Origin of the sequence: Nonomuraea rubra (genome assembly GCF_014207985.1) — a bacterium.
Classification (GTDB): domain Bacteria; phylum Actinomycetota; class Actinomycetes; order Streptosporangiales; family Streptosporangiaceae; genus Nonomuraea; species Nonomuraea rubra.
Window position 1 is genome coordinate 11,843,364 of record NZ_JACHMI010000001.1, and the last position, 12,583, is coordinate 11,855,946.

Consider the following 12,583-nt stretch of genomic DNA (forward strand, 5'->3'; position numbering starts at 1 on the left):
ACAGGCCAGCAGCCCGCAAACCGTTCACGTGCTCCCGGACCGGTGCCGCGTCAACGTCAGGGCGGTGCCGCCCGTAGGCGACGTCTCGACGGAACTGGCGGGCTCGTTCGGCGTTCGCCGCCCGGCATGGCGCGCACCGGCACCTGCCGTAGCGGTACCGTCTCAGGTCGCCGTGGGGATGCTCAGCCATCAGCCAGCCCCGCTTCCCGCTCGGCCTTCTTCTCTGACAGGCACTCCTTGCGCGTCAGGTTCTTCTTCGAGAACCGCGATAGCGGCTTGGAGCGGTGGCAGGTGCAGCAGGTGCGGTGCGTGAGCGGGGCGCTGGAGGCCATCCCGAACGCGAGCAGCGCGTCACGGGCGTCCGCGGCGTCTGCAGCATGGTCGGGGTGGGTGCAGGGCGTGCAGTCGCACAGGTCCTGGCCGTGCTGCGGGCAGGCGGCTAGGCGCGGGCAGGAGTGCCGGCCGAGCACCATCCGCACGACCGACCGGGCAGCCGCGGCCAGCTCAGCCGTTTCAACGTCTTCCGCGATCCGGGGACGGTGGAGGGTGGCGTCCGCGTTGTAGGCGCCAGCCGACTTGGTGGGCTTCCACGCAGCCTTGTCGATCATCGCTGAGGTCGCCACCTACGCCACCGCCTGCTCAGCCGCGCGCCTGCGCTTGCTGGCCTCGATGGTGCATCCACGGCACCACGGGTTGAGCCCATCTCTCTGCTTGGCGTCCTTGGTGAACGCCGCCACCGGCTGCACAACCCCGCAGCGGGTGCACGTCTTCTCCACCACCAGCGCAGGCTTCGGAGGAGGAGGAAGAGCGGCGCGTCTGTCTGCCTCCCGCGCCCTCTGGACAGGGTTGAGTCCGCCCCAGACGCCTTCGCGCTCGTTCCGGGCCAGCGCGTACTCCAGGCAGTCCGCCTGCACCTGGCAAGGGCCACAGACGCGCTTCGCCTTGACCTCCCGCCACTTCCGCTGCCCTTCGCGCTCGCCATCGGCGGGGAAGAACAGCCGTGGGTCCGCATCGCGGCAAGCCGCACGGTCCGTCCAGTCGCTAGTGATCCGCTCAGGCATGCGGGGTCTCCTCCTCTTCGTTTCTTGTGGGGTCGCCGGCCAGGTTGCGGGCGATCTCTGCCATGCGTCGGAGACGGGCAGCAGCCTCAGGAGAAGCTGCAGGGTCAGCAGCAGCGCGCTCCAGACAGGAGATGTGAGGGTCACGGCGCATCGGACACCCCCGAGAACAGGTCGAGAGTGGGCTGGAGAGGCTTCGACAGCCGGGCCTTGATGAGTTCCGCATGCTTCAGATCCAGCTCGATCAGCACCGACTGGAAGCCCTCCAAGACGCACGCCTCCCCCGTGGTGCCACTTCCGGCGAACGGGTCGAGGACGACACCGCCGGGCCTGGTCACGAGGCGGACAAGAAACCTCATCAATGAGAGCGGCTTCACCGTTGCGTGCGCGGTCCCGTCGTTGAGCTTGGGCCGCTCGGATGACGGGGCCTTGGCCTCGTAGCGAAAGACCGGGAAGAACCTGCTTGCCCCTCCACCCGCATCGCCCACCCATCCCCCCCGGCGGCCTTTGGCACCGTGGTAGCCCATGCCGTTGCCCTTCTCGGCGCGGGAGTTGCTGGGTGTCCAGCCACTCTGCCGGTCGAGTTCGGCGACGGGGCAGTCCGGCTGGCACGGTCCGTCCTCGACACACAGGGCGCTGTGTGAGAACACCAGGTTTGTCGGCCAGCGGCCCTCAGGAGCACCACCGCGCACGCCGGGCAGCGGGGCGAAGTCTGTACTGCCCTTGTCGGTGTAGCGGCGGTTGGCAGATGCTTCTCCATTTCGCGACCGCTCAACATGCCCTGCCGTATCCTTTAGGTATGCCTTGGAAGGATCAGCAGGGATACGTCCGCATGTGGCACAACGGGCGTGACACTCGGCAGCATCGAGTTGTGGCTGAGGAGATGCTTGGACGTCCCCTTCTGCCGACAGAGCACGTGCATCATCGCAATGGGGTGAAGGACGACAATCGGCCAGAGAATCTGGAAGTTGTTGACTCTCGGACTCACATTGTTGAGCACTGGCAGGGCGGGCACTACGAGCCCCAGGTGAAGGCGCAGACGAAGCCTGACGCTGCTTGCTCCGACTGTGGATGGTTCGGCCATCTGAGAGCGAAGGGCATGTGCAGCCGGTGCTATCACCGCCACTACTTCCGCCGGAACCGGGCTGCCGGACGCGCGTAGCGTCGATGTTGAGAGCGCCCGTGCCGTGCTCCAGCACGTTGGCCGCCACAGTGCCGTTGAGCGGCTTGCGGCACAGCCACCAGTGCTCCTGGCCGGGTTTGAGGGCTGTGCCCCAGCCCTCCCAGCGGGCGGCGTCGCCAGTGGCGGCGGCGGTCACGGCGTACGTGCCACCCTTGATGCCGGACGGGCCAAGCTGCTGCATCCCCGCCGTGGTGCCCGACATGCCTTGTCCGACAACGACGCGCTCCAGCCGCCCCCAATCCTCGACGGACAGGTGGCTTTTGAACCGCGCCCACCAGGCGTCGCCGGGCGAGTGCTCGGCCTTGGTCCAGTCGTGCAGGCTGTTGCCTGGCACGTCGAGTCCCAGGTTGATGGCGGCGAGAACGTAGTCCCGGCGGGCGAGCTTGTCGATCGCCGCGCTCACGTCGAGCGATTTCGGGAAGCCGCTGCCGAAAATGTGGACCACGCAGTCACGAATTTCCAGGCCAGCGTCATCCAAGGCAGTCGCGGTCCAGTGGGAGGTGCGCGGCAGCGCCCACACGAGCGCGTGACCGCCGGGCTTGAGCACCCTCCTCACCTCGGACATGACCTCGGTCAGCCACTTCACCCACAGATCGCGACCGCCCTTGTCGGCGTCCCACGTCTTGCCCATGAAGGAGATCCCGGCGGGAGGGTCGGTGACGACGGCGTCGACGCTCGCGTCCGGCATCTCGCGAAGGACGTCGAGGCAGTCGCCGAGGTACAGGGAGACGGTGTCGTCGCTCCAGTACGGGTCAAGAGGCATCGGTGTTCGCCTCCGTTCCGAGTTGTTCCGGAGCGTTCCGAAACGGTCCGAGAGTGTCCGGAGACGTGCAGGACGGGGCCCAGCAGCGGGCAGGAGCGTCCGTGCAGACCTCGCGGTCGATCAGGCAGTCAGACATCCGTCACCTCCCGCCGGAGAGCGTCAGCGACGGTGTAGCTGCGGTAGTGGAGTGTCGGGGCGAGCCGCCGGGCGAGGTCGAGAGCGTCCTGCTCGGTGAAGCGGTGGCGTGCCAGCCACTCGGACCGGAGCCGCTCGTCTTCGGCGATCTCCTCCGCTGTCTCGGGCTCTTTGTCGCCGGGCGGACCCCACGAGCGGTTCCCGCCGGCGTCGAAGCAGGCGCCGCTCAGGGTGACCGCCCACCGGCCTTCGCCGCGGTATTCGACGACCAGCGTGAAGAGGCTCGCGTCCGGGTGGGACTCCGGCACGCACGACACCACGTGGCGGGTGACGCGCACCTGAGGCTCGGGGATCGTCATCGGTGCGGACCTCCTTCCTCAGTGCTCGTGGTGGGCAGATCGAACAGGGAGGTGTCCTGAGGTCGGCGTTCAGCCGCGTATGGGCACACCCGGGAGTGGAGGTCCGCGTAGCCCTCAAAGGCCGCGACGAGGCAGCAGTACGGCGTCATGAGCACACCTCCGCGACGCGCCTGCTCATCCATCCGGCGGCGGTCACCGGGACGGCGTTGCCGATCAGCCGGTTCTTCTCGGTGCCGGTTCCGCGCAACGGGTGGTCGTCGTCGAACCCCTGGGCTCGGGCCTTCTCCCGGATGGACAGCATCCGCAGCCCGGAGTCGTCCACCGTCGCGGCCGGCTCGATGTAGGCGAAGTGGTTGCCCTCTGCGGTGATCGTCCCCAACGGCTCGTCCATGCCCAGGACGGTGCAGTTGCGGCGCAGAACGACGATGAACGGGGCGCCGCCGAACCGGCGCAGCCCGATCTCGACCTTGCGCCTGGTCTCCTCCGCGTACGGGACGAACTTGTGGACGTACTTGCCGTCACCGATCCTGCGCGTCGGCAACCCGGGTTCGAGCACGTCTGCGAGGGGGCGTGCGGTCGGCGTGACCGGCAGGTGCCCGCACCGCCGGTTCGGGCAGACGAACACGGCGCTCTGCCCACCGTGAACGATCTTCCGCGCGTGCGGCTTCGCCCACCGCTGCAACGCCACCACCGGCCCGCACACCCGGCACTCCGCGGGTGGACGGACACGCAGGTCCGGCTGCCGCTTCAACCTCTTGTGCGTGAAGCAAAACAGCAACCGGCGGCGATGCTGAGGCACCCCCGGGAACCCCGGGTCGGCCAGGAACGCGGCATCGGCGTCAACGATCTGGATGTGGTAGTCCAGGGCCGCCCACATGCGCAGCCACGGATCGAACAGCCTCCACGTCGTGGCGAACCTCGGGACGTTCTCCCCGCACACCACGTCGTAGTCGTGCACCTCCGCAGCCCTCAACAGGTCGTAGGCGGTCATCCGCGTCAACGACCAGTCCGTCTTGCCCTCCTGTCCAGGCGAGGGTTGAACGGTGAGCTCCGTCTGCGCCTTCTCCGCCCGGTTGCTCCCGGCCGGCGACACCTCCTTGCAGATCGGCGAACCGACCAAAACCCTGGTTCGAGGCAGCGAACGGAAGTCCAGCTTGGTGATGTCGGCCTGGCGGGTATCGCACGAGGGGAATGCCGCCCGCAGCGTCTCCACCGCTGGCGTGACGTGGTTTACGGCCACAGCCACGCCGAAGCCGCTGCCGTCGAAGCCGCACGCGTCTCCACCTCCGCCGGCGAACAGGTGGGTGGAGGTCAGCAAACGCTCAGTCATCGTCGGCCTCCGCCCCGAACACGTCGTACGGGTCGCCGTACTTCCACGCCTTCCGCTCCACGACCTCGTGGCCGATGGCCAGCGCCACGGAGGCCGCCGTGATGTAGGAGCCGACAGTGACCAGGCTCCAGCCGATCCACGACCAGGCGTTCACCGGCCACCGTCCTGTCGCTGCTCCCATTGGCGGGCCAGGCGGTCGGCTTCGTCTCCGACCTCGTCCCGCAGGAGCTGGTCCAGGCGGGTCGGCGGGTGGATGTCCCGTCCGTCCTGCTCGTGCTGGTGGCGGGCGCGGCGCCGGTCACGGACATGCACGGCAGCGACCGCGATCAGGATCAGCACCACCAGGGCGGCGGCCAGCATCCACGTGCCGGCCGTGGCCGCGTTCAGGATGTCCAGGATCACGGCGAGGTTCGCGACGTTCACTCGTTCTCACCGCCGCTCGGGCCCCGCTGTCCGAGGAACACCCCGTCCATCGGGTTGGTGACGCCCTTCACCGTGATCTGGTGGGTGCCAGTGGCGTAGGCGTTGAGCGCCGTACGGTGGCACGGCTCCGCGCACAGCAGCAGGTAGGAGCCGGGCGGGATCTCCGTGGTGGCGGTCTCGCCCGTCTCCGGGTCCTCGACGGTGACCTTGAGAGGCTTAGGCACGGACCTCGCCCCCGTCCGGGACAGGCTGGACCGGGTCAGCAAGGCCAAACGACAATCCGCCAATACCGGCCGCGTAGTCGGACAGCCAGCCGATCGCCGACTCCGCTCCGTCCTTGTCGGCGGCGTTCAGGGCGTACTCGATGGCCAGGGCGTTCTGGTCGAGGGAGGTCACAGGAACTTCACCTCTTCCTGCTGCTCCTCCTCGCGCGCCTTCACGGGCGGGTTCCGCACGAGCAGGTAGTCGATGATGTCCGGCGCCTGCCGGTCAGCGGCGTCCTGGTCAGCGGCGACGATCAGCACCTCGTGCTGGTCAGTCCGGCCCCACGCGACGACACCCAACCCGTCCTCGGTGAGCGTGGCCGCGTACCGGCCGAGGTGCTGGGCGATGCTCGTGCGCACCGCCTGCCCCGGCATCGACCGCCAGAAGGCGTTCGGCTCGCACGTGATCAGCAGGTGGGAACCGGACGCGATCGGCAGATGCCGCCGCCAGCCGAACTCCACCTCATCGTCAGCCTCGTGGTGGCCGGCCTCGCCAAGCACCCGCATGGCCCGCTTCGCCAGGTCGGCGTGGGTCGGGTTCTGCCTCGGGATGATCCCGAGTTCCTCCAGCGCGGTCACGGCACCGCGTGCAGCCATGTCAGCCTCGCTCGGGGAGAGTTTGAACACGTAGGAGTCGCCGTCTCGGTAGTGAGCGGGACCGGCACCCTCGGAAGGCGGCGTGAAGCGGATCAGCGCCAGGTTGCGGATGTGCATGGCGAACGCCCGGTGCGCCTGCTCGCGGGTGACCTTGCTCACGACTGCCGCTCCTGCTCTGCCAAGATGGCGTCCACGAGGCGACGGCCGACGTTGTCCGACCGGTCGCCCTCGTTGGCCTTGTCCATCGCGAGCGCGGCAGCGACCGGGAAGGGCAGGTCCACGCCGTACCGCTTGAGAGCGGCGTCGAGGGCCTCCAGAGTGGGGATTTCGCCCGGCATCATGCCGATCCAGAACACCTCGTCGTCGCCGTCGAACGCCATCGCGAAGAACGTGGTGAGCGGGGCGTCCCAGCCGACCGTGGTCACCCGGGTGTCAGGGGATCCCGGAGCGTTGGGGATGATGTGGCGGCTCATCGGGTACGCCCCGTCCTCGCCTGAATGGGCCTCAGCAGCGGTGACGAAGCGGGCGTTGTCCGGGAACCGCTCCCGGTACTTGGCCGGAATCCGGCCCTGATGCATGAGATTCGTCGTGGTCGCCCTGCGTCCGTCGAAGAACTCGATGTGGAAGCGGTGCCCACCGAACCCACGGAAGCGCAGGCTGCCGATCTCCTCGCAGATGAGGTAGTGCTCGCCGTCCACGACGACACGCTTGGTGAGATCGTCTTTGTCTCGGTCGCCGCCGGGGCCCCAGAACCGGTGGAGGAACTCCTCGCTGATCACTGGGCACCACCCGTCTGAGCCTGAGCGGCCTCAAGGGCGTCAGCGGTAGCGACCAGAGCGGCAGCGAACCGGCGAGCCTCGGCCGGCGAGATGTGGCCCGTACCGCCGAACAGCACGTGGTCTGTGGCGAAGACGCTCCAGCCGTTCTCCGCCGACTCACCCGCCTCCTCGCCGAAGCGGGGGCCGGTCACCGCTGACGAGTCCGTGATGTCGGGGCGGTCCAGCACGATCGGCCCAGGCTCACCTCGCCACGCGGCAACCAGGCGCGTGAAGAGGGAGGCGAACTCGGGGTCGTCGAGGAAGCCCTTCAGGTCGTCGCCGTACAGCTCGGCGACCTGCCGGTTGTCGGCCTCGAACGTCGCCCGCCCGCCCCGGTATCGGAAGTAGAACTCGTGCCCGTCGATCGTCCCTTCGGCCTGGAACGGGCACATGCCGCCAGCACCCCAGAAGGTGACGCCGTCGATCTCCGGAGTGGCGATCACTCGTCGCCCCCATCCTGGTCATCGTCCGACCGCAGGATCCACCGGAGCGACTCCCGCATGTGGTCGTCGAGACCCACCCGAACCTCGGCGCCGTCCTTGTCGAACACCCGCAGCAGCGCTGCGCCGGTGTCGGCGTCGGTTTCCACGAGGAAGGCGCTCGCCACGATCTTCGTCGGCTCCTCGCGGACGGTCGTGTCGCCAATGACGGCCGACGCCACCATCTCCGCGTCCGACGCCGGCCGGATCACGATCTGGCGCTGGCCGTAGTAGTCGCCCGACGTGGCGGTCAGGAACGCCTCAGCGGCCTCCTCCGCACCCATCGGGTGCGACGGCCCCGTCTGGCCCGGGTACGGGGCGGGCTGCCCGTCCACGAGGACTCGCCACTTGCCGTGGCCGGTCGAACGGGGCAGCAGGATCACGCCCTCGTCGTTGAGGCAGTCCTCCAGCGTGGAGGGAACGTACCGGCCTCCGCCCGGGGCGGGCTCGGACGGCACCACCTGCTCGTGGAACGCCTTGTGGGCGCGGTCCACAGCCTGTGCGCGGGCCTTGTACGGGTTCGTCGTCTCGGGGGTGTTCGTGCTCATGCTGCACTTCCGTTCGGGGAGTCGTATGGGCGCTGGTAGCGCGGGGAGTAGGCGATGTCGGCGTACGGGATCAGGTCGCCCTCGATCACCGGGCAGAGCGCCAGAGGGGTGGAACGGCGGCGGGACACGTCCTCGACGGCAGGCACCACCTGGGCGAGCGCAGACCAGCCCGTGGACGAGCCGTGAGAAGCCCAGCGGCGGCGGCAGCGACGCCCGGTGTGGCGGGCGAACAGGCGGCTCATGACTCCATGCCTCTCGACCCGTTCGGGCCGTCGTGCGCCGTCTCGATCCGCTCCAGCAGCATCGCCGCCGTGTTCTGCCCGGTCGGGGCCGCCACCGGACTGTTCTTGTCCTTCGGGGTGCACCGGTCGCCGTGCTCCATCAGCTCGCGGCCGGCGTGCGTCCACGAACTGTCCGCCCGCTGGACGACCGGCTGGCCGCAGGTGCGGCACGGGATCTCCTCCGTAACGGCGAGGGGCGGCAGGTCGGCGCTGGCCTCGATGTCGCGGGTCGCCTGCCGGAGTTCCCCGATGTACGTCTTCGCGTCGGCGATCTTCGTTTGGAGGGCGTTCACCTGCTCCTGCCAGGCGGCGATGTCGTTGGCCGCCCGCTGGATCTCCGGGTCCACGGTGCGGCGGAACAGTTCGACGACCTGCGGCCGGTAGGCGAGACGCTGCTCGAAAACACTGCTGGTGGTGCTCAAGTTGATCTCCTGCTAGTACGAGTGTTCGGTCGATCGGGGCGCTCTCCCCGCCCCCGGGGAGAGGAGAGCGACAGGGGAGGATCAGGGCTGAGGGGTGAGGGCGGCCAGCCAGTCGGCGGCCTGCTGCACGTGCTCGGCGGACAGCCCCAAGCCGGCGGGCACGTCCACGATCAGGAAGTCGCTGACGCCTGCTTGATCCGCCAGGTAGGCGCGGTCTGTGGCGTCGAGTTCGTCGTCGAACCACACGAACGGGCGGCCCGCCACATACGCGGCGACGGGCGGCACCTTCGGGTTGATCCACGGCTCGTCGTCGCCCGCCATGACGTCGATCACCGGCAGCTTGGGCAGGCCGATCTTCGGGCCGATCTCGCGGTTGGCGTCGTCCGTCCACGTGGTCGCCCACACCAGTTCCGCGCCGGTCTGCTCGGCCAACTCCAGCAGCATCGGCCCGTGCGCCGGGTTGAGCCGCACCCGGTAGGTGCCGTTCCAGCTCTGGCAGGTGTGACGCTCCCAGCCAGGGCCGGGATCGATGGTGAGGACGTTGAGGACGCCGTCCACGTCCAGAAGGATCAGGGGGCGGGCGCTCACGACTCACCACCAGCCTTTCGCTCGGCCTTGGCCGCGAGGTAGTCGATGCACTCCTTCATCCCGGCCTCGTAGCCGAGAGCGGCCTGCGTCTCCTTGCGGATCCGGTTGCCCTGGCGGGTCCAGGCGCGGGGCAGCTTGAAGGTCTCCGACTCCGGGTTCTCGGCCTTCTGGCGGTCGATCTCGGCACGGAGCCGCTCATACGGGATGCCCATAAGGAGCGCCACCGCCTCGGTGGAGATCATCGGCTCACCGTTGACCATGGTGTAGAGAGGCGTGTCGGTCATTAGGACGCACCGCCCTCGATGGCGAACAGCGGGTTGTTCATGTGCTGGTTGCCGCGCAAGCCGTCCTTGATGAGCTGCGCTTTAAACAGCAGCTCGGCGTTGCCCGGCCGGACGTAGGTGCGGAAGCGGCGGCGACCGCCGTGGAAGCCGGCCTCATGCAGGTACAGGAACGGCTTGCCCTTGGCCTTCGGCTCCAGGTGGCGCGGTCCCGGCTTGTACTCCTGCTTGACCTCGTCCCACACCTTGCCGCGCTCGTCGATGACGTAGTCCGCGCCGTACAGATGCTCGAAGAATCTGAGGTGGGGCACCTCGGAGAAGTGCTTCTTGTGGAAGCGGGTGAGGGTCATGCCAGGGCCGCCCTCGTACTCGTCGAGCTTTCGCTCACTGCGGGAGGCGCGGTGCTCGGCCCTGTCGGCACGCTCCTCCAGTTCGCGGTTGGATGCTTCCAGCGCCCGGTTCCGCTTGAGGGTGGCGACGTACCGCTCGGCGACTTCGAGCTCATCCAGGTCCGTTGCCGGGAACGTCTCTTTGCCCTGCGCCTTGTCGAGGAGGCGGGTACGGATTGCGCGAGCTTTCTTCGACTCGCGAAGCAGCATGGCCACGTTGAGGACGGTCCGCTCCGTGAACCGGGCGTAGGACTTTCCTCGGGTGGCGATTCCACAGAGGTCCTTGAAGGACCTCAGTTCGTCTCCGCTGATGACGTTGTACTCGTTGTCTTCGAGTTCGGGCCGGTTGTCCTTGACGAGGCTCTTGATCGCTTCAACGCCGACGCCGAAGTAGGCGGCGACCATCTCCGTGGAGACGTGTTTGCCGTCGTTCATAAGGGCGATGGGATCGATCTCGCGGAGGACTTCAACCTGATCGGCGTACTCCATGCGGAGCGCGCTGGACTCGGTCAGGGCCAACTCGTTCACGCTGCCTCCAGCGGAACGATCTCCCAGAGGTCATCGAAGGCGGCGCCGTCGAAAGCGGCGACCAGGGAGGCGATGAACTCCTTGGACGGCGTCTGGTAGCCATTGAGGACCTTGTTGACGGTGCCCTGGTGGTGGCCCATTTTGTCGGCGAGCCGCTGTTCGGTGGTGAGGCCGGCGATGCGCCTGTACTTGTCGAGCTGGTCGCGGCGGAGCCGGATCGTGCACTTCACGGTTACCTCCTTTCGGCTGGTCATGAGGGGTTCTCCACCCCTCGGACTATCCGTGTACGGATAAGCGTATACCGTTGACGCATATCCCTCAACGGATACAGCCCTGTTTGACTCAGGGAATCCGCGCTGGTCAGGTAGACCGGGCATGCGCGCACGCATAGACTCCGCTCGTGAGCTGGTGGGAGTACGTGCAGAAGATCACCGGTGCCGCATCGCAGCCGGCGATCGCCGAGCGGGTGGGCATCGCGCAGTCGAGCGTCAACCGCTGGAAGACCGTCATCCCCAAGAGCGAGAACGTGATCGCGTTCGCCAAGGCGTACAACCGGCCACCGCTTGAAGCGCTGCTCGCCGCAGGACTCGTCAGCGAAGAGGACATCGAGCTGACGCAGGTCCCCCGGGACTACGCCGAGATGACCGCCGAAGAACTCGTCACCGAGATGGGCCGCATAGCCGCTGAGATGCGTCGTCGTATCGAAGAGGACTGACACCGCTCCTCCTTCCTGGTTCTCGGTGTGGGTCTAGGGGTGTGCCGCTACCGGCCCCGACCCCCGATGGACGGGGCCGGTAGCGCAAGGAAGATCAGGCGGGGATGACGACGATCGCCGTACGAACGCCGGTCCCGGACTCCCTGAAGGCGTCCTCCGGCAGCGGGATCACCTCGCCGCCGCGCTCGTCGAGCAGAGCGCGGAAGTCGGCAGCGGTCCGGTTCGTCCTGAACGAGACGCTTATCGACATCACCGACACCAGGCGACCGCCAGGCTTCACCAAGTCGAGGGCATGCCGGACATGAGTGATGTCTGCCTGCTTGGCGAACGGCGGGTTCATGACGGCGGCGTCATACCGCTCACCCGCCAGGTCGCCGAGCTGAACCGTCAGGAAGTCGGCGAGCAGTACCTGCCGCGCATACCCGGCCTCGCGAACGACCGCCGCCCTCTCGGGGTCGAGCTCCACACAGTCCACGACCAGCCCGCGCGCGGCCATGGGGCCTGCGATGGCACCAGTGCCGGCAGATGGCTCCAGGACGGTCGAACCCGCCGAGAGGTTCGCGAGGTCCAGCAGGTGTTCCACCACCGTGGGTGGAGTCGGGAAGTACCCGAGGTCCTGCGGTGTGGTGATCTGCCCGGTGAGGAGCACCTGCTCCAGCACCTCGGACGGGTCGCCGTCGAACAGGTGGGCCTTGGCCTTCCGGTTCCACTTCCCGCCCGTCGCCTGCAAGACCTTGTCCACCTTCTTGTAGAAGGCGTATTCCATCTGGCCCGCGATGCGGACCTGGTTGCCGTCGATGACCAGGGCGTCGATCTCGGCGAGGACATCAGTACTGACGCGCATGACTGCCTTTCTGGATGGCTAGAACGGGGCCTCGGAGTCGACCGGCTCCCACGCGTGGACCGAGAGCATCCGCCGCCACAACTGCGCCGCCGCGTGCCGGTTGACGTACGCGATCACGCCCTTGTCCGGCGAGATCGGCGGCCCGCTGGGCTCAGCCGGGAAGTTCGGCCCGCCCGTGACCGCCCACTCCTCGCGCTTCTCCAGCGCCTCCCACTCGGCGATCCGCTGGCGGGCCGCACGCAGCTCGGCGATGAGATCGGGCACCTGGATGTAGACCATCTGGCCCCAGGCCGGCAGTGCGTCCGGCCCGGCTGCCAGGTCGAGGAGCTTCTCCAGAGCGTCCAGGTCGAGGGGCGGCGCCTGCTCCGGCTCCTCCGGCTCGCCCGGCTCCCGGTCGTTCGGCGAGGACAGGTCGTCCATGTGGGTCATGAGGGGTCTCCTAGGCGATGTAGTGGGCGGCGACGGCGACCACTGCGACAATGAGGACGGCGAACCCGAGCAGTTTCAGCAGGCCACTGGCCAGGCATCCGGGAGAGTCGTCTCGCTCGTCACGGGCGGGAGTGGGCCAGATCATGGAGG

24 protein-coding genes and 1 pseudogene are annotated in these 12,583 nt (G+C 68.0%); 2 read left to right on the forward strand and 23 right to left on the reverse strand.

The genetic code is table 11. From position 1 onward, the window contains the following. Positions 1–182 precede the first annotated feature (182 nt). The 3 genes from HD593_RS54510 to HD593_RS65470 form a co-directional block, all read right to left on the reverse strand. On the reverse strand, positions 183–608 hold the full coding sequence (locus tag HD593_RS54510; RefSeq protein WP_185110696.1) for a hypothetical protein: 426 nt from the start codon (positions 606–608) through the stop codon (positions 183–185). Positions 609–623: 15 nt separating this feature from the next. After that, complete coding sequence (locus tag HD593_RS54515) at positions 624–1,061, reverse strand: WhiB family transcriptional regulator (protein WP_185110697.1); 438 nt, start codon at positions 1,059–1,061, stop codon at positions 624–626. A 140-nt stretch (positions 1,062–1,201) separates the two neighbouring features. Next, positions 1,202–1,585 (reverse strand): DNA methyltransferase, encoded by a 384-nt coding sequence (locus HD593_RS65470; protein WP_185112679.1) that lies wholly within the window; start codon positions 1,583–1,585, stop codon positions 1,202–1,204. A gap of 356 nt (positions 1,586–1,941) precedes the next feature. Between HD593_RS65470 and HD593_RS65475 the strand changes: the two genes are divergently transcribed. Further along, positions 1,942–2,220 carry an HNH endonuclease gene (locus HD593_RS65475; protein ID WP_350668596.1) on the forward strand — a complete coding sequence of 93 codons (279 nt, stop codon included), beginning with the start codon at positions 1,942–1,944 and terminating at the stop codon, positions 2,218–2,220. Positions 2,221–2,701: 481 nt separating this feature from the next. On the opposite strand, the pseudogene HD593_RS65480 reads toward HD593_RS65475, so the two are convergent. The 17 genes and pseudogenes from HD593_RS65480 to HD593_RS64115 form a co-directional block, all read right to left on the reverse strand. After that, positions 2,702–3,004, reverse strand: a pseudogene (locus HD593_RS65480) (DNA methyltransferase); the annotation flags it as partial. 128 nt (positions 3,005–3,132) lie between these two features. Then, a complete protein-coding gene (locus tag HD593_RS54540) occupies positions 3,133–3,498 on the reverse strand; it encodes a hypothetical protein (RefSeq protein ID WP_185110698.1) in 366 nt (121 codons plus the stop codon). Positions 3,499–3,643: 145 nt separating this feature from the next. Further along, entirely contained in the window at positions 3,644–4,828 is a 1,185-nt protein-coding gene (locus HD593_RS54545; RefSeq protein WP_185110699.1) for a DNA cytosine methyltransferase, read from the reverse strand. Further along, positions 4,821–4,982: a hypothetical protein gene (locus HD593_RS54550; RefSeq protein WP_185110700.1), complete on the reverse strand. Its 162-nt coding sequence runs from the start codon at positions 4,980–4,982 to the stop codon at positions 4,821–4,823. The genes HD593_RS54545 and HD593_RS54550 overlap by 8 nt, the downstream gene beginning before the upstream one ends. Continuing rightward, a complete protein-coding gene (locus tag HD593_RS54555; RefSeq protein ID WP_185110701.1) occupies positions 4,979–5,251 on the reverse strand; it encodes a hypothetical protein in 273 nt (90 codons plus the stop codon). Before HD593_RS54555 ends, HD593_RS54550 begins: the two co-directional genes overlap by 4 nt. Then, positions 5,248–5,475: a hypothetical protein gene (locus HD593_RS54560; protein ID WP_185110702.1), complete on the reverse strand. Its 228-nt coding sequence runs from the start codon at positions 5,473–5,475 to the stop codon at positions 5,248–5,250. Before HD593_RS54560 ends, HD593_RS54555 begins: the two co-directional genes overlap by 4 nt. Beyond that, positions 5,468–5,647, reverse strand: coding sequence for a hypothetical protein (locus tag HD593_RS54565; RefSeq protein ID WP_185110703.1), 180 nt, complete (start codon positions 5,645–5,647; stop codon positions 5,468–5,470). The genes HD593_RS54560 and HD593_RS54565 overlap by 8 nt, the downstream gene beginning before the upstream one ends. Then, positions 5,644–6,270: a hypothetical protein gene (locus HD593_RS54570; protein ID WP_185110704.1), complete on the reverse strand. Its 627-nt coding sequence runs from the start codon at positions 6,268–6,270 to the stop codon at positions 5,644–5,646. The genes HD593_RS54565 and HD593_RS54570 overlap by 4 nt, the downstream gene beginning before the upstream one ends. Then, positions 6,267–6,890, reverse strand: coding sequence for a hypothetical protein (locus HD593_RS54575; protein WP_185110705.1), 624 nt, complete (start codon positions 6,888–6,890; stop codon positions 6,267–6,269). Before HD593_RS54575 ends, HD593_RS54570 begins: the two co-directional genes overlap by 4 nt. After that, entirely contained in the window at positions 6,887–7,372 is a 486-nt protein-coding gene (locus HD593_RS54580; RefSeq protein ID WP_185110706.1) for a hypothetical protein, read from the reverse strand. Before HD593_RS54580 ends, HD593_RS54575 begins: the two co-directional genes overlap by 4 nt. Continuing rightward, positions 7,369–7,956 (reverse strand): hypothetical protein, encoded by a 588-nt coding sequence (locus HD593_RS54585; protein ID WP_185110707.1) that lies wholly within the window; start codon positions 7,954–7,956, stop codon positions 7,369–7,371. The genes HD593_RS54580 and HD593_RS54585 overlap by 4 nt, the downstream gene beginning before the upstream one ends. Next, positions 7,953–8,198, reverse strand: a complete 246-nt coding sequence (locus HD593_RS54590; RefSeq protein ID WP_185110708.1) for a hypothetical protein — start codon at positions 8,196–8,198, stop codon at positions 7,953–7,955. The genes HD593_RS54585 and HD593_RS54590 overlap by 4 nt, the downstream gene beginning before the upstream one ends. After that, positions 8,195–8,659: a hypothetical protein gene (locus HD593_RS54595; RefSeq protein ID WP_185110709.1), complete on the reverse strand. Its 465-nt coding sequence runs from the start codon at positions 8,657–8,659 to the stop codon at positions 8,195–8,197. Before HD593_RS54595 ends, HD593_RS54590 begins: the two co-directional genes overlap by 4 nt. Before the next feature lie 81 nt (positions 8,660–8,740). Further along, the gene (locus HD593_RS54600) at positions 8,741–9,247 is read right to left on the reverse strand and encodes an HAD domain-containing protein (protein WP_185110710.1); all 507 of its coding nucleotides are present in this window, start codon (positions 9,245–9,247) and stop codon (positions 8,741–8,743) included. Continuing rightward, a complete protein-coding gene (locus HD593_RS54605; RefSeq protein WP_185110711.1) occupies positions 9,244–9,531 on the reverse strand; it encodes a hypothetical protein in 288 nt (95 codons plus the stop codon). Before HD593_RS54605 ends, HD593_RS54600 begins: the two co-directional genes overlap by 4 nt. Continuing rightward, on the reverse strand, positions 9,531–10,445 hold the full coding sequence (locus HD593_RS54610) for a hypothetical protein (RefSeq protein ID WP_185110712.1): 915 nt from the start codon (positions 10,443–10,445) through the stop codon (positions 9,531–9,533). The genes HD593_RS54605 and HD593_RS54610 overlap by 1 nt, the downstream gene beginning before the upstream one ends. Beyond that, positions 10,442–10,675: a helix-turn-helix domain-containing protein gene (locus tag HD593_RS64115; protein ID WP_185110713.1), complete on the reverse strand. Its 234-nt coding sequence runs from the start codon at positions 10,673–10,675 to the stop codon at positions 10,442–10,444. The genes HD593_RS54610 and HD593_RS64115 overlap by 4 nt, the downstream gene beginning before the upstream one ends. Before the next feature lie 170 nt (positions 10,676–10,845). Between HD593_RS64115 and HD593_RS54620 the strand changes: the two genes are divergently transcribed. Next, positions 10,846–11,160, forward strand: a complete 315-nt coding sequence (locus tag HD593_RS54620) for a helix-turn-helix domain-containing protein (RefSeq protein WP_185110714.1) — start codon at positions 10,846–10,848, stop codon at positions 11,158–11,160. Between the two features lie 94 nt (positions 11,161–11,254). On the opposite strand, the gene HD593_RS54625 is transcribed toward HD593_RS54620, so the two are convergent. Genes HD593_RS54625 through HD593_RS64120 form a run of 3 tightly spaced genes read right to left on the reverse strand, consistent with a single transcriptional unit; the run spans position 11,255 to position 12,578 of the window. After that, positions 11,255–12,004, reverse strand: a complete 750-nt coding sequence (locus tag HD593_RS54625; protein WP_185110715.1) for a methyltransferase — start codon at positions 12,002–12,004, stop codon at positions 11,255–11,257. Between the two features lie 18 nt (positions 12,005–12,022). After that, positions 12,023–12,433 (reverse strand): hypothetical protein, encoded by a 411-nt coding sequence (locus HD593_RS54630; RefSeq protein WP_185110716.1) that lies wholly within the window; start codon positions 12,431–12,433, stop codon positions 12,023–12,025. A 10-nt stretch (positions 12,434–12,443) separates the two neighbouring features. After that, positions 12,444–12,578: a hypothetical protein gene (locus HD593_RS64120; RefSeq protein WP_281402526.1), complete on the reverse strand. Its 135-nt coding sequence runs from the start codon at positions 12,576–12,578 to the stop codon at positions 12,444–12,446. Between the last annotated feature and the right edge of the window lie 5 nt (positions 12,579–12,583).

Excerpts from the sequence above, each read along its gene's own strand:
- HD593_RS54510 (WP_185110696.1), bottom strand. The coding sequence starts at position 608 with ATGATCGACAAGGCTGCGTGGAAGCCCACCAAGTCGGCTGGCGCCTAC.
- HD593_RS54515 (WP_185110697.1), bottom strand. The coding sequence starts at position 1,061 with ATGCCTGAGCGGATCACTAGCGACTGGACGGACCGTGCGGCTTGCCGC.
- HD593_RS65470 (WP_185112679.1), bottom strand. The coding sequence starts at position 1,585 with ATGGGCTACCACGGTGCCAAAGGCCGCCGGGGGGGATGGGTGGGCGAT.
- HD593_RS65475 (WP_350668596.1), top strand. The coding sequence starts at position 1,942 with ATGCTTGGACGTCCCCTTCTGCCGACAGAGCACGTGCATCATCGCAAT.
- HD593_RS54540 (WP_185110698.1), bottom strand. The coding sequence starts at position 3,498 with ATGACGATCCCCGAGCCTCAGGTGCGCGTCACCCGCCACGTGGTGTCG.
- HD593_RS54545 (WP_185110699.1), bottom strand. The coding sequence starts at position 4,828 with ATGACTGAGCGTTTGCTGACCTCCACCCACCTGTTCGCCGGCGGAGGT.
- HD593_RS54585 (WP_185110707.1), bottom strand. The coding sequence starts at position 7,956 with ATGAGCACGAACACCCCCGAGACGACGAACCCGTACAAGGCCCGCGCA.
- HD593_RS54590 (WP_185110708.1), bottom strand. The coding sequence starts at position 8,198 with ATGAGCCGCCTGTTCGCCCGCCACACCGGGCGTCGCTGCCGCCGCCGC.
- HD593_RS54605 (WP_185110711.1), bottom strand. The coding sequence starts at position 9,531 with ATGACCGACACGCCTCTCTACACCATGGTCAACGGTGAGCCGATGATC.
- HD593_RS54625 (WP_185110715.1), bottom strand. The coding sequence starts at position 12,004 with ATGCGCGTCAGTACTGATGTCCTCGCCGAGATCGACGCCCTGGTCATC.
- HD593_RS54630 (WP_185110716.1), bottom strand. The coding sequence starts at position 12,433 with ATGACCCACATGGACGACCTGTCCTCGCCGAACGACCGGGAGCCGGGC.
- HD593_RS64120 (WP_281402526.1), bottom strand. The coding sequence starts at position 12,578 with ATGATCTGGCCCACTCCCGCCCGTGACGAGCGAGACGACTCTCCCGGA.